This window comes from Pseudarthrobacter oxydans, assembly GCF_013314975.1.
GTDB lineage: Bacteria > Actinomycetota > Actinomycetes > Actinomycetales > Micrococcaceae > Arthrobacter > Arthrobacter oxydans.
The window spans coordinates 1-14184 of record NZ_JABTYH010000021.1; the positions used below are offsets into that span (position 1 = coordinate 1).

The window sequence follows — 14184 nt, forward strand, 5'->3', positions numbered from 1 at the left end:
CAGCGTGGACAGGTCACGGGTCACGTCCCCGAGCAGCTCACCCAGCGAGGCGTTGTCCGCCTTCTGGTGCGCCGCACTCGGAGCGGGTTCCGGAATGGAGCTACTCATCACAGCCCGCCAGACTGGCCATCCCTGGAACGGTCCCGGGTGAGGGGATCGCCTGCCATGGGATCGTCGGCAAGGTAGCGGTCGCCCAGCGGATCATTGGCAATCCGGTTTCCGGACCACGGTTCTTCGACCAGCTGCGGACTATCCAGGGGGCTGGCGGGACGCGTGGGGTCGGAGTAGCTGCTGCCTGGTGCGCCGCCGTCGTATCCTGCCGTTGTGGTGGCCGGGCCGGGGAGCTGGACCGGAGGGGGCGGTACGGTGCCGCCCGCCGGCACGTAGGACTCGGTGTACCGGTCGCCGTAGGGCGTGCCGGAGTAGAGCCCTGCCGTGCCAGTGGCGCCGCTGGTGGATGAAGACTCCGGTGCCCCGGCTGTCAGCCCGCGGGTGAGGCGGCCGGCCAGGACGCCCGCTCCGGCTGCAAGCAGGAGGAAAGTTCCGGGGTTGTTGCGGGCAAACCGCTGGACCTCGCCGAGAATGTCCCCCGGCTGCTTGTTCTCCAGCCAGGACGCCATGGAAGAGGTGCGCTCCGCAGCCTGCCGGACCAGGTCGCTGGCCATTCCCTGCTGGTCTGGAGCGGTGGCCATGCTGTGCAGTTGGCTGGAGATGTTGCGCATGCCTTCGGCGGCCTTCTGCTGCTGGGTGCCGGCCTGGCTTGTCAGCCCGGACTTCGCCTGGTGCAACAGGTCCTGCGCGCTGTGCTTCGCCTCGGACGCCACGTGTGCGGCTTCTTCCTTGGCGGTCTGGGCAACGTTCTGGGCTGAGCCCTTCGCCGTGCGGGCGACATCAGCCGCTTCCTCCTTGGCCGCATCCTTGCGGGAGGTCCCCGTGCTGTCGTCGGGCTGGCCTGCACCGTACTGGGGAGTTGCGGCTGACGGGAAAGTGGCGGCGGACCGCTCACCCGGAATTCCTGTGGAGGCCGGGGGAGCCGTGGTTGCGGGATCCTCGGGCCATTGGTTCTCTGTCATCTTCGCTCTCTCTTTCCAAGAAGGCCGGTTGTTGATCAAGAACCAGCAGTACTGGCCGTAAAATAATAAGCATGATTACTAATAAAAGGTAAGTACCCTTGCTAAAGCAGTTCAAAACAGTTCCAGTGCAAAACGAGTTCAAAACAGCTCCAGCAGAGTCAGCCGGAAGGGCGCAGTCCGTCCGGTCACGTCAAGTGGAAAGTGGTGGGTAAGTTGGAAACAGCTCCATGGGTTTGGGTGGTAGTTGCCGTTGTTGTGGTGGTGCTGATTGTGCTGCTGTTGCTGGCAAGCGGACGGCGCCGGAAGGCGATCCAGCAGAAGCGGGACGACGAACACCGGGAGAAGGCGGCGGAAATCCGCCGCGAGGCCGAGGCGAAAGAACTGGACGCCCGGGAGCGTGAAGCGAAAGCCGCGCGGGCCAGGGCGGATGCAGAACAGGCTGCGGTGGACGCAGCCAGGTTGCGCCAGCAGGCCGATCAGGAGGCAACGGAAGCCAAGGCGCTCCGCGACGATGTGAATGAACGCGCGCGGAAGGCGGACGAGCTCGACCCTGACGTTCACAGCGACCGCCGAGGCGATGTGAATCCGGACCGCCGGGACCGCAGCAACCGCGAGCGCGTCAGCCACGAGGGCGTGCGGGATGGCGCCGCTGACGCAGGCCGCGGCACTGATGGCCGGGGTGTCCCCGGGGCCCAGCCGAGCCATGATGACCGCGGCGTTGCCGGCCATGATGGCGTCCGGCGCGGGGAGGCTGCCCGTGAAGGCGTTGCCCATGACGGCGTCCGGGACGACGGGGTGCAGGATGACCGCCCCGACCGGGGTTCCACCCATGACCGCAGCAGCAGCCGTGACCGGGAGGAACCGGGTTCGGGAATCTAGTCCGCGGGCAGTGCCGGTTTCCTTGGCTTAAGCACGGGGGAGGGAGTTACTCCTTCCCCCGTTCCCATGCCCCGGAGTACTGCCCGGACGGCATCCGTGGCAGGTATCGTCGGCTCCCAGCCGAGGATGCGGCGGGCCCTGTCGGTGTCCATGATGGGAGCGCCGGCAGCCATCTCCACCCACCCTGAGTCGGTGGGTTGGAGCCTCAGCCGCCAGGTCAGTCCGACGACCCTATGAAGCAGTCCCATGGGGATGGGGAGGATCCTGCGGGCGCCCAGGATGCGGGCAAGTTCCTGGGGCGTCAGTACCGGCTCTGCCGCAATGTTGAAGGCTCCGGAAGCGCGCTGGTCGATCACGCGCCAGTATGCATCCGCCACGTCATCAGCGTGCACGGCCTGGAAAACCAGGTCGTCCGGGGCGGGCAGGAGCGGAATCCTCAGTTTCCCCGGCAAGAGACGTGGCAGGAGCCGGCCGAGGAAATACCTGCCGATTTCACTTCCGGCATCGGACTGGAAAATCAGCCCTGGCCGGAGCCTTGCCACCGAGATGCCCGGTTCTGCTGCCATGACCGCGTCCAGGGCTGCTTCCTGCTCCGCCTTGTGCCGGCTGTAGTGCGAGCCCGCCATGCCGTTGACCGGCCAGGATTCGTCGCGTCGCTGATCTTTGGGCGCCTTGCTGTAGGCACCGACGGAAGAAGCGCACACCACCTGTTTCACCCCGGCCCTGGACGCTGCCGCGAGCACGTTCCTGGTGCCCGTCACATTGGTGCGGTACAGCTCTTCCAAATCCCGGTTGGGCTGGATCTGCCAGGCCAGGTGGACAACGGAATCCACACCTTCCAGGGCGGCATCAAGCTGGGCGCGGTCACTATCCAGGCCGATATCCAGGGTGTGCCATTCAACGCCGGAGTAGGGTTCCCGGCCGGTGTCCGGGCGGCGCCTGCTGATGCCCGTCAGTTTCAGGCTTCCCGGCTTTTCAGACAGCTGGGCCTGCAGCTTGCGGAGGAGTGCTGTTCCGGCATTTCCGCTGGCACCCGTGATGGCGATGTGCATGGCAAGGACTCCTTGGCGTGGCCTCTCGGTACGGCTGACACACAGAGCCTATATCCGGGAACCATTGTTTTATAAGCAACCTTATGATTTCCTACTTCTGAGTCTTGCCGCAGGCTTTCGGACCCCTACCAGAGGGAACCAACGACAATGCCCGAGTACTTTCCCGCACTTGCCGTGGATACGATGCCCGTCCACCAGCACCAGCCAAAACCCCTGCAAACAAGCCCTTCCGGCCCCAGATCGGGACGGTTGCGCCAGACCTTCGAAAACGATCTGGTCCTGGGCTACCTGGACCTGGCTGAGGCCTTGGCTGGCCGGTTTGAGGCGCGCGGACGAGAACGCGCGGACCTGAACCAGGTGGCCTACCTTGGGCTCGTGAAGGCTGCCCGCGGTTTTGACCAGTCCAAGGGCGACAGCTTTCCCGCCTATGCAGCCCCCACCATCACGGGTGAGCTGAAGCGGTACCTGCGTGACCGCACGTGGGTGGTCCGCCCGCCACGGCACATCCAGGACCTGCGCACCCGGATGTTCCGGGCTGAGCCGGAGCTCACCCAGTCGCTGGGAAGGAATCCCAGCGTGGCCGAACTGGCAGGGGCGCTGGACGAAGATCCCGCCGCCGTGCAGGAAGCCATCTCGGCCTCGAGCAGCATGCACCCGGACTCGCTGGACGCCGTTAACCCGCACTCCGACGCACCGTCCATCGGTGAGGTGCTGGCCTGCCCCGAGACGCCGCTGGAGCGCCTCGAGGAGCTCGCCTGCCTGCGTGATGCCATCCAGGACCTGGATCCCGCGGACAGGGAACTCCTGTACCGCCGCTACTTCTGCGAGGAGACCCAGGTGCAGCTGGGCAGGCGGCTGGGCATGTCCCAGATGCAGGTATCGCGCCGGCTTGCCCGGGTACTGGTGGCTCTCCAGCGCAGGCTGGAGGGCAGCGCGCTCCCGGTACAGGGGGACGCAGCGCACGGAAACACTTCGCACGGAAGGACTTCCCGGACGCGGACGGGCTAGCCGCCCGGCTCCCCTGGCCGAACGAATCGGCGGGCCCGGTATCCGCAGCGCCCGGATCCGCAGCACGGGAACCCGGAGCCCAACGCTCCGGAGCGCGAATTTCGGAGCACCCGCTCCGGCACCCAGCACCCCGCGGCCCAAGCCGCAGGAACACCCCGAATGACGCGCAACAGGCAGGCAATAACAGCCTTATCTTGCCTGTTCAGCGCCCGGGGACGAATAACAAACGACAGTTGAGAAAACTGTCCGGCCCTGTTTAGGGGTATCGGCAGAGGGGAACAGGGAGGACATGGTAAGCACCGAAACATCCAGGCTCAGGGCTGTCCTGTTCGACCGGGACGGAACCCTGGTGGTCGATGTGCCGTACAACGGGAATCCGGACCTTGTCCGGCCAATGCCCGGCGCCAAAGCGGTACTTGACGCCCTGCGATCCGAAGGCATAGCCACCGGGGTGGTCAGCAACCAGTCCGGCATCGCCCGGGGCATGATCACTGCCGACGACGTCGCCCGGGTGAATGCCAGGGTGGAGGAACTGCTTGGCCCCTTTGACGTTTGGGAAGTGTGTCCGCACGCCGAACAGGACGGGTGCCTGTGCCGCAAACCGGCCCCGGGCATGGTCCACAGCGCCTGCCGGAAGCTCGGCATAACGGAGTCCGGCGCGGCACTGATCGGCGACATCGGCGCCGATGTCAGGGCCGCGGAGGCGGCCGGTGCCACGGGCGTCCTGGTCCCTACCCCCGTGACCCTCGCCGCGGAAGTGGCTGAAGCGCCGCTGGTGGCGCAGGACCTGGCCGGCGCCGTGCGCCTGCTGCAGGAGGGGCGGTGACGGGCCGCGTCCTGGTGGCGCGTTTGGACAGCATGGGCGATGTCCTCCTGTCCGGTCCTGCCGTCAGGGCCGTGGCCAATGGGCGGATCCCGGACGGCAGCAGGCCCAACCACGTGGTGATGCTCTGCGGCAGGCAGGGAGAAGCTGCCGCAGCCATGCTGCCGGGGGCCGCAGAGGTGTACAGCTGGGACAGCCCCTGGATCATGAACCCGGCGCCGGCGATGACCGGCCCGCACGCGGACAGGCTTATCGACTATGTCCGGAACTCCAGGATCACCGAAGCCGTCATCCTCACGTCCTTCCACCAGTCACCCCTCCCGCTGGCGCTGCTGCTGCGGCTGGCGGGCGTCGAGCGCATTACCGGGGCGTCCACCGATTACGCCGGGTCCCTCCTTGACGTCCGGCTGAAACCGGGGGAGGACTTTCCGGAGGACCAGCCTGAGGCCGAACGCGCCCTGGGCATCGCGGAAGCGGCAGGGTTCAGGCTCCCGGCTGGCGACGACGGCAAGCTCCGCCTCGCCTCCGTTCCCGATGTCGCGGACCTGGTAGGGCACGATCCGTACATTGTGGTCCATCCCGGCGCGGCCGTCCCCGCCAGGGCCTGGCCGCCGCTGCACCACGCGGCCGCCGTCGAACTCCTCCAGGGTGCAGGGCACCGCGTGGTGGTCACCGGAGGCCCAGGCGAAACGTCCCTGACCGCCACAGTGGCAGGTCCCTCGGCGCTGGACCTTGGCGGCAGGACTGACCTCACCTCGCTGGCCGGCGTCATGGCGGGAGCCGGGGCAGTCATCACCGGCAACACCGGTCCCGCACACCTCGCGGCCGCCGTCGGCACTCCCGTTGCCTGCCTGTTCTCCCCGGTGGTGCCGGCCATCCGCTGGGCACCCTACGGGGTTCCGCTGGAACTCCTGGGGGACCAGAACGCTGCCTGCCGGCTGACCCGCGCCCGCATTTGCCCGGTTCCGGGACACCCCTGCCTCGACTCCGTCTCGCCCGAGGAAGTCGTGGCGGCAGTCGAACGGCTGATGGGCGGAGTGAGCTCTTTCAGTACCCACGTCAGTACCCGTAGAAAGGCCCGCAACAGATGAGAATCCTGCTCTGGCATGTCCACGGTTCCTGGACGGACGCCTTTGTGCGCGGCCGTCACGAGTACCTGCTCCCTGTCCTGCCCGGCGGCGGGCCGTGGGGGCTTGGCCGTGCCGGCCGGGACTGGCCCGCATCAGTGCGTGAAGTGGAACTGGCGTCGCTGGACGCTGACGCCGTGGACGCGGTCGTCCTGCAACGACCGGAGGAGATCGACGAAGTTGCGCGGGTCGTGGGCCGCCGGCCCGGCGCGGACCTGCCGGCCGTGTACGTGGAGCACAACACCCCCAAGGGCAACTTCCCCTTCACAAGGCATCCGCTCGCGGACCAGGCCGGGATCCCGCTGGTCCATGTAACGCACTTCAACCGGCTCGCCTGGGACAACGGAGCTGCGGTTTCAACGGTGATCGAGCACGGAATACCAGACCCCGGGCAGCTCTACACGGGCGAACTGGCGGAGCTCGGCGTGGTGGTCAATGAACCCGTCCGGCGCGGCCGCGTGACGGGGACGGACCTGCTGCCGGCCTTCGCCTCGGTGGCACCCCTGCAGGTCTTCGGTATGAAAACGGACGGCCTCGCCGCTGCCACCGGCGTTGACGCGCTCCGGCTGACCTCCCGCGGCGACCTGAAGACGCAGGAATTGCACCGCGAGCTGGCACGCTGCCGGGTCTACGTCCACCCGATGCGCTGGACCTCGCTGGGTTTGTCCCTCCTGGAGGCCATGCACCTGGGAATGCCGGTGGTTGCCCTGGCAACCACCGAAGCACCTCGGGCGGTGCCGCCGGAAGCGGGCGCCGTGTCCGCCGACATCGACGAGCTGCTCCGCTGTGCGCGGCGGCTGGTGGCCAACCCGGAGGAAGCACGACGGCGGGGAGCTGCCGCGCGTGAGGCGGCACTGGAGCGCTATGGGCTGGGCAGGTTCCAGGAACGCTGGGACGAGCTCCTGGGGGACCTGGCGGCTGAACCAAGTCAGCGCGGCAACAACGGCCTGGACGAGCGGATCCTTGTTCCGGCGCGGGAGAGGAAGACCCCATGAGAATCTCGATGATTTCAGAACATGCCAGCCCCTTGGCGGCCCTGGGCGGAGTGGACGCCGGCGGGCAGAACGTGCACGTCGCCGCACTGTCCGAAGCGCTGGCCAGGCGCGGCCACCACGTCACCGTCTACACCCGCAGGGACGCAACGGAGCTCCCCGCCCGGGTCCGGGTGGGGCCCCGCCTGGAAGTGGTCCACGTGGATGCCGGACCGGCACGCCACGTTCCGAAGGACGGGCTGCTGCCCTTCATGGGTGAACTCGCCGACGGTGTGGCCAGGGACTGGAGCCTGCGGCCCCCGGACGTGGTGCACGGCCACTTCTGGATGTCTGGCCTGGCTGCCCTGGATGCCGCCAGGCGCCCCGCCTCCGGATACCGGATCCCCGTCATCCAGACCTTCCACGCGCTGGGAACGGTCAAGCGCCGGCATCAAGGCGCAGAGGACACCAGTCCGCAGGAACGCCGCTGGCTCGAACCCGGCGTGGGCCGGTCCGCGGACCGGATCATCGCCACCTGCTCGGACGAGGTGTTCGAGCTCAAGGCCATGGGCATCGACACCGGCAAGATCTCCATCGCCCCCTGCGGCGTGGACCTGGACTTCTTTTCCGCCGACGGTCCCACGGCTGCACGGACAGCAGGCCACCGGATCCTCTCCGTGGGCCGCCTGGTGCCGCGCAAGGGCGTTGACCTGGTGATCCGGTCGCTTCCCTACCTGCGCGAGTCGGGGTTCGACGACGTCGAGCTCCTGATCGTGGGCGGCGGCGGGGATTCGGGGGTGCTTGACGCGGATCCGGAGGTGCGCCGATTGCTGGGCCTTGCCGCTGAACTCGGTGTGGCGGACCAGGTGCGGCTGCAGGGCCAAGTGGCCCGCGGTGAGATGCCCGGGATCTTCCGCAGCGCAGACGCCGTGGTGTGCGCCCCTTGGTACGAGCCCTTCGGCATCGTTCCGCTGGAGGCCATGGCCTGCGGCGTCCCCGTGGTGGCTGCCGCCGTCGGCGGTCTCCGTGACACCGTGGTGGACCATGGAACCGGGCTGCACGTGCCGCCCCGCGATCCGGAAGCCATCGCTTCTGCCCTGGCCATGCTGCTCCGCAACCGGTCCCTGCGGGCCGAGCTGGGCAACGCGGGAAAGGTCCGCGCCCGCACCCGGTACTCCTGGGACCGGGTGGCCGCCGAAACCGAAAAGGCCTACCAGTTGGCGGTGGCGGGAGCTCCTGCCGGTGTTGCCCCGATGGAAGGAGCGGCACTGTGACTCCGGACTGGTCCCTGCGTGACGCCGGCCTGAGGACCCTGGCCGCCCCTCCGGCGCTGCCGGCCGTCCTGCCCGGCTCCGGCTTTGTGGACCCGGCCACCGCGGACATCGTGCAGGCCCACCTGGACAACGTCCTGCCGGCGCTGGATTCGCTGCGCCGCCAGTCCGGCCGGCTTGCGGCGTGGGGAATGGACCTGGCGCACCGCCTGCTGCGCGGGCAGCGCCTCCTGGCCGCAGGCAACGGCGGTTCCGCCGCGGAGGCCCAGCACCTCACTGCCGAGCTGGTGGGCAGGTTCGACGGCGAGCGCGTACCGTTCTCCGCGATTTCCCTGCATGCCGAGTCCTCGGCCGTCACGGCGATCGCCAACGACTATGGGTACGACGACGTCTTTGCGCGCCAGGTGCGTGCCCACGGCCGGTCCGGCGACGTGCTGATACTGCTGTCCACCAGCGGCAAGAGTCCCAACCTGCTGCGGGCCGCGGAGGTCGCGTCCCGGCTCAACATCACCACCTGGGCGCTCACCGGGGCCGGCCCCAACCCCCTATCCGACGCGTGTGACGAGGCAGTGATGATTGACGCCCTTAACGCCAATGCGCAGGAAGGACACCTGATCGCCCTGCATGCCATGTGCCGTGCCTTCGACCTGGAAGTGGGGCGGCGAAGCACTCCCGACGCCGGGCTCCAGGGACGGGGCCGGTCATGAGGATCGTGGTGGTGGGTGACGTGATGCTGGACGTGGACCTGTCAGGGGAGGCCACCCGGCTCAGCCCCGACGCGCCCGTTCCGGTGGTGGACGTCTCCCGGGTGAAGCGGCGGGCCGGCGGCGCCGGCCTGGTGGCACGGATGCTCGCGGAGGACGGCTGGCCCGTCACCCTGGTGACTGTCATGGGCGACGACGACGCCGGGCGCCAGCTTGAAGCGCACCTCGCCGGGGTGCGGCTTGTGTCCGGCCCCAGCGGCCACCCCTCGCCGGTCAAGACCCGGGTCAGGGCGGGATCGCACCCGGTGGTGCGCTTTGACGAGGGCTGCGGCAAGGCTCCCGTTCCGGATGCCAGCCCCGCCATGCTCCGCGCGGTTGAGCAGGCAGGCGTGATCATCGTGGCCGACTACGGCAGGGGACTGGCGGCGAATCCGCAGCTCAGGGACCTCCTGGCCGGGCTTGCGGGAAGGGTGCCTATCATCTGGGACCCGCATCCTTCCGGGCCGGACCCCGTTCCGGGGGTGGCCGTGGTGACACCAAACGCCGCCGAGGCGGGCAAGGCTGCGCAGGCTTATGCCGGCTTCCAGGACGCAGGTCCACAGGACCCAGCAGTACAGGACGCAGGTTCACAGGACCCAGCAGTACAGGACCCCGCAGTCCAGGCCGGCCGGATCCTGCTGGAGCAGTGGCAGAGCCGCGCCGTCCTGGTGACCAAGGGCGAACAGGGAGCGGTTTTGCTGCGGAAGGGCAGCGGCTCTCCCCAAACGGTCCCGGCACCGCGGGTGGAAGCAGGTGATCCCTGCGGGGCCGGAGACCGGCTTGCAGCCAGCCTGGCGGTCCACCTCCTGGCCGGCCGCGACCTTAGTGAGGCTGCGGGACTGGCAGTCCATGATGCGGCAGATTTCCTCGCCAGCGGGGGAGTGTCCGCACTGCCGGACCACGCGTCCTCCACGTCGGCTGCCCAGGATGCGCGGAGCCAGGCAGCGCCCCACACCCAGGGAGGCAGCAGGCGCCGCACCCGCGAACCGCTGCTGCTGGCCCGCACGGTGCGGGAGGCCGGCGGGACAGTGGTGGCCACCGGCGGCTGCTTCGACCTGCTGCACGCCGGCCACGTCCGGTCCCTTGCAGCAGCCCGCGAACTGGGCGACTGCCTGATCGTCTGCCTCAACTCGGACGAATCCGTCCGCCGGCTCAAGGGGCCGGACCGCCCCATCATCGGCCAGCAGGACAGGGCCGAACTGCTGCTGGCCATGGAATGCGTGGACGCGGTGATGATCTTCGACGACGACACACCAGTGGCCGCCCTGGATCGCCTTCGCCCGGATATCTGGGTCAAAGGCGGGGACTACAAAGGCGCCCGCCTTCCGGAGGCCGAACTCGTGGAGCAGTGGGGCGGCCGCTGCCTGACCGTGCCGTACCACCCTGCCCGTTCCACCACGGGCCTCGCCGACGCCCTCGCCAAGGTGGGCTGACCGCCCCGCCGCCCAAGGTTTTTCGTTTTGCCCATCGAAAGGAACACCATGACTGCAGAAGTAAATGCGCCCGCAACCACTACCCCCGGCCGCGTGCTCGTTACCGGAGGTGCCTCCGGACTGGGGGCCGCCGTCGTCGACGCCGTCCTCAAGGCAGGCGGCACCCCGGTGGTGCTGGACCGCGATATCAGCAGCGTGTCTGCGGTGAAGGCGTTCGAAGTGGACGTCTCGGACCGCGCGGCCGTGGAAGCGGCAGTGAAGGAAGCCGCGGAGTCCCTGGGCGGACTGGAGGCCGTGGTCACCGCCGCCGGCATCGACCGCTGCGGCAAACTGGCCGACGTCGAAGCGGCCGAGTGGGAAAAAGTCATCGGAGTGAACCTCATGGGCACGGTCTCGGTGGTCCGGGCTGCCCTGCCCTACCTCAAGGCCAGCCACGGCCGGGTGGTGACGGTCGCCTCCACCCTGGGGAAGCGGGCAGTCGCTGACGCCACCGCCTACTGCGCCTCCAAGTTCGGCGTGGTGGGATTCAGCCACGCGCTGGCAGCAGAAACGGGCGGGGAGATCGGCGTGACCACCATGATCCCCGGGGGCATGAAGACCCGCTTCTTCGATGACCGCACGGAGCAGTACAAGCCGCAGGACGATTCGCGCCTCAATGACCCCGCCAACACGGCGCAGGCAATCCTCTTCGCCCTGTCACAGCCCACGGGATGCGAGGTCCGCGAAATGCTGATCTGCCATGAGGAAGAGGGCTCCTGGCCCTAATCCAACAGACCACCAGACCGGAAACCGACGGGAGGAACACCATGCCTACCACTGCAGTCGAAACAATCACAGGCGCTGGATCAGCAGAACGAGCCGGGATCACCATCCGCAATCCGCGCACCGGCGATGTCCTGTGGACCGTGCCGGAGGCCGGACCTGAGGCCGCAGCCCGCGCCGTGGACGTTGCCCGGAGCGCAGCTCCGGACTGGGCCGCCACCGCTCCGTCGGACCGGGGCGCCGCGCTCCGGGGCGCCGCCCGGGCGCTCGATGCCGCGGCCCGGGAACTGGCCGGGCTCAACGCCAGCGAAACTGGACGGCCGGTGGAGGAGTCGCTGGCGGGGATTGCGGCCGGTGTGTCCACGCTGGAACAGTATGCCGAGCTTGGCCCTGTCCACCGCGGCCTCAGCCTGCGCGGAAGCCAGCTCGCGTCGGACTACACCGTGGCGGAGCCCCGGGGAGTGGCAGCCCTCCTGACCCCATGGAACGATCCCGTCGCCGTGGCCTGCGGACTGATCGGTGCCGCGCTGGTCACCGGCAACACGGTGGTCCACAAGCCCAGCGAACGCTGCCCGCGCCTCGGCGAGGCGCTGGGGGAGGTCCTTGCCCCGGCGTTCCCGCCCGGGGTGTTCCAGACAGTCACCGGCGGAGCGGGCGTCGGCGCGCTGTTGGCACAGTCGGACGTGGACGTCATCGCCCACGTCGGATCCAGTGCTGCCGGTGCCCATCTTGCCCGGGCCGGGGCACAGTCCGGTGCACACGTCATCCGGGAAAACGGCGGAAACGATCCACTGCTGGTGGACCGCGACGTCGATCCCGTATGGGCGGCTGAACAGGCCGCCATGGGCGCCTTCAGCAACAGCGGCCAGATCTGTGTGGCGGTTGAACGGATCTATGTCCATGAAGCCATCGCGGCGGAGTTTTGCGCTGCGCTGGAGGCGGAAGCAGCGCTCCGGAACGGCAACGGCACGGTGGCCCCGCTGGTGGACGGACGGATGCGGGATGCGGTCCACGCCCACGTGGCCGACGCGCTGCAGCAGGGGGCGCACGCCGTGGAAGGCGGGACCCTCCCGGACGGGCCGGGCTCCTTCTACCCGGCAACGGTGCTGACCGGATGCACGGAGCGGATGGAGGTCATGACGGAGGAGACGTTCGGCCCCGTTGCCCCGGTCCAGGTGGTGACCTCGTTCGACGACGGCCTGCGGCTGGCGTGCAGCGGCAAGTACGGCCTCGCCGCCACGGTGCTGTCCGCCAACATCGGCCACATCCAGCAGGCGGTGGCCGCCCTCCCTGTAGGCACCGTGAAAATCAACGAGGTCTTCGGCGGGGCCCCGGGCGGGGCCGCCCAGCCGCGGGGCATCAGCGGCGCCGGCTTCGGGTACGGCCCCGAACTCCTGGACGAGTTCAGCCGGGTCAAAGTGGTGCACATTGCGGCGCCCCCGGCGGCTGCCCTGGCAGGGGACCAGCCGTGACCACGGCGCCGGAAACGGCGGATCTTTCGCAGCAGCGCGCCCTCGCGGAGTGGCTGCCTGGACGGATCGCTGCGGAACGGCCGGCCGTCCTGGTGCTTGGCGACGTCATGCTGGACGGCTGGTGGAGCGGCAGCATCGAGCGGCTGTGCCGGGAAGCCCCCGCGCCGGTGGTGGACGTGCAGAACCGCGAGTCGGTACCCGGCGGAGCGGCCAATACCGCCATGAACCTGGCCGCCCTGGGAGCCCGCGTCTCGGTGGCGGGCATCATCGGCACCGACGACGCCGGCGTGGACCTCCGCAACCAGCTGGTGGCAGCCGGGATCGATGTCACGCACCTGCTCGACCACCCGGACATGGTCACCACCACCAAGATCCGGATCAGCAGCGGCGGCCAGGTGATGCTCCGCATCGATGACTCAGCCGGCTCCGTGCCCGCCGAAGCGCTGGCCGAACTTGCGGCGTCGGTGCGGGCCGCCGTCGAACACCGGCAGGCGGTGATGGTCTGTGACTACGGCACCGGCGTCCTGGCGGATCCCGTCCGGCGGGCCCTGGCGGACGCCCTCGCCGGCAGGGACCGCGGGGAGCCTGGCGCGCGGCCCCTGCTGGTGGTTGACTCCCACGACCCCCGCCCGTGGGCGCCGCTCCACCCGGACCTGGTAACCCCCAACGCGCAGGAAACGGCGCGGATGCTGGACCTCCGGCTCCCGGACGGACCGGAAAGGGTGGCGGAAGTGGGCAGGCACGCCGGGACACTGCTGGAGGCCACGGGTGCGGCTGCCGTGGTGGTCACCCTGGACCGTGACGGAACCGTGCTGCTGAGGCCCGACGGCGTGACGCACCGGACGTGGGCACGCCCGGCTGCCGAGAAACAGGCATCGGGAGCCGGTGACACCTTCGTGGCCGCGCTCACACTGGCGAGGTCGGCCGGACTGCCCCTCACGGCCAGCCTGGACCTGGCGCAGTCGGCAGCCGACGTCGTGGTCCACCAGCCGGGCACGTCGGTCTGCAGCACGGCGCAGCTCAGCCGCTACCTGAAGGCGTTCGCGGACACCGCGCTGGACGCCGGCGAACTTGAACGGCAGCTGGAGCTGCACCGCGCCCAGGACCAGCGGATCGTGCTGACCAACGGCTGCTTCGACGTCCTGCACAGCGGCCACACCCGCTACCTCAACCAGGCCAAGCAGCTGGGGGACATCCTGGTAGTGGCGCTCAACAGCGACGACTCCGTGCGGCGGCTCAAGGGTGACGGCCGTCCCATCAACGCGGTGGCGGACCGGGCGGCCGTGGTGGCGGCGCTGAGCTGCGTGGACTACGTGACTGTCTTCGACACCCCCACCGCAGCTCCGTTGATCCGGCAGCTGCGTCCCGAGGTTTACGCCAAGGGCGGGGACTACACCCCGGAGATGCTGGCCGAGACCCCTGCCGTGGAGGAGTACGGCGGCCGCGTTGCCATCCTGGACTACGTGGCCGACCGTTCCACGACGGCCGTGGTGAACAAGATCCGGGACGGCGAAGGGGCCGTGCAAACCAACTAGGGTTAAGAGCTGGACAGGTTGGGCTGGATGAAGCG

The 14184-nt window shown here is 69.0% G+C and carries 13 protein-coding genes; 11 read left to right on the top strand and 2 right to left on the bottom strand.

The annotated features are described in order from the left end of the window. Positions 1-107: 107 nt before the first annotated feature. Positions 108-1073, bottom strand: coding sequence for a hypothetical protein (locus HTS88_RS13920; protein WP_174179341.1), 966 nt, complete (start codon positions 1071-1073; stop codon positions 108-110). A 213-nt stretch (positions 1074-1286) separates the two neighbouring features. On the opposite strand from HTS88_RS13920, the gene HTS88_RS13925 reads away from it, so the two are divergent. Then, the gene (locus tag HTS88_RS13925) at positions 1287-1952 is read left to right on the top strand and encodes a hypothetical protein (RefSeq protein ID WP_174179343.1); all 666 of its coding nucleotides are present in this window, start codon (positions 1287-1289) and stop codon (positions 1950-1952) included. Here HTS88_RS13925 and HTS88_RS13930 read toward each other — a convergent pair. After that, entirely contained in the window at positions 1949-3004 is a 1056-nt protein-coding gene (locus HTS88_RS13930; RefSeq protein ID WP_174179345.1) for an NAD-dependent epimerase/dehydratase family protein, read from the bottom strand. The two genes, HTS88_RS13925 and HTS88_RS13930, sit on opposite strands and share 4 nt — an antisense overlap. A 147-nt stretch (positions 3005-3151) precedes the next feature. Between HTS88_RS13930 and HTS88_RS13935 the strand changes: the two genes are divergently transcribed. From HTS88_RS13935 to rfaE2, 10 genes are all read left to right on the top strand, one after another. Further along, positions 3152-4012: a sigma-70 family RNA polymerase sigma factor gene (locus tag HTS88_RS13935; protein WP_174179347.1), complete on the top strand. Its 861-nt coding sequence runs from the start codon at positions 3152-3154 to the stop codon at positions 4010-4012. A gap of 289 nt (positions 4013-4301) precedes the next feature. Next, positions 4302-4838 (top strand): D-glycero-alpha-D-manno-heptose-1,7-bisphosphate 7-phosphatase, encoded by a 537-nt coding sequence (locus HTS88_RS13940; RefSeq protein WP_174179349.1) that lies wholly within the window; start codon positions 4302-4304, stop codon positions 4836-4838. A gap of 32 nt (positions 4839-4870) precedes the next feature. Beyond that, complete coding sequence (locus tag HTS88_RS13945; RefSeq protein ID WP_174179474.1) at positions 4871-5926, top strand: glycosyltransferase family 9 protein; 1056 nt, start codon at positions 4871-4873, stop codon at positions 5924-5926. Beyond that, positions 5923-6957 carry a glycosyltransferase gene (locus tag HTS88_RS13950; protein ID WP_174179351.1) on the top strand — a complete coding sequence of 345 codons (1035 nt, stop codon included), beginning with the start codon at positions 5923-5925 and terminating at the stop codon, positions 6955-6957. Before HTS88_RS13945 ends, HTS88_RS13950 begins: the two co-directional genes overlap by 4 nt. Next, entirely contained in the window at positions 6954-8207 is a 1254-nt protein-coding gene (locus tag HTS88_RS13955; RefSeq protein ID WP_174179353.1) for a glycosyltransferase, read from the top strand. Before HTS88_RS13950 ends, HTS88_RS13955 begins: the two co-directional genes overlap by 4 nt. After that, positions 8204-8911 carry a D-sedoheptulose-7-phosphate isomerase gene (locus HTS88_RS13960; protein ID WP_174179355.1) on the top strand — a complete coding sequence of 236 codons (708 nt, stop codon included), beginning with the start codon at positions 8204-8206 and terminating at the stop codon, positions 8909-8911. Before HTS88_RS13955 ends, HTS88_RS13960 begins: the two co-directional genes overlap by 4 nt. Then, positions 8908-10380: a PfkB family carbohydrate kinase gene (locus HTS88_RS13965; RefSeq protein ID WP_174179357.1), complete on the top strand. Its 1473-nt coding sequence runs from the start codon at positions 8908-8910 to the stop codon at positions 10378-10380. Before HTS88_RS13960 ends, HTS88_RS13965 begins: the two co-directional genes overlap by 4 nt. Positions 10381-10428: 48 nt before the next feature. Beyond that, positions 10429-11145, top strand: coding sequence for an SDR family oxidoreductase (locus HTS88_RS13970; RefSeq protein ID WP_174179359.1), 717 nt, complete (start codon positions 10429-10431; stop codon positions 11143-11145). 41 nt (positions 11146-11186) lie between these two features. Then, positions 11187-12614 (top strand): aldehyde dehydrogenase family protein, encoded by a 1428-nt coding sequence (locus HTS88_RS13975; RefSeq protein WP_174179361.1) that lies wholly within the window; start codon positions 11187-11189, stop codon positions 12612-12614. Next, complete coding sequence (gene rfaE2, locus HTS88_RS13980; protein ID WP_174179363.1) at positions 12611-14149, top strand: D-glycero-beta-D-manno-heptose 1-phosphate adenylyltransferase; 1539 nt, start codon at positions 12611-12613, stop codon at positions 14147-14149. The genes HTS88_RS13975 and rfaE2 overlap by 4 nt, the downstream gene beginning before the upstream one ends. Positions 14150-14184: the final 35 nt, after the last annotated feature.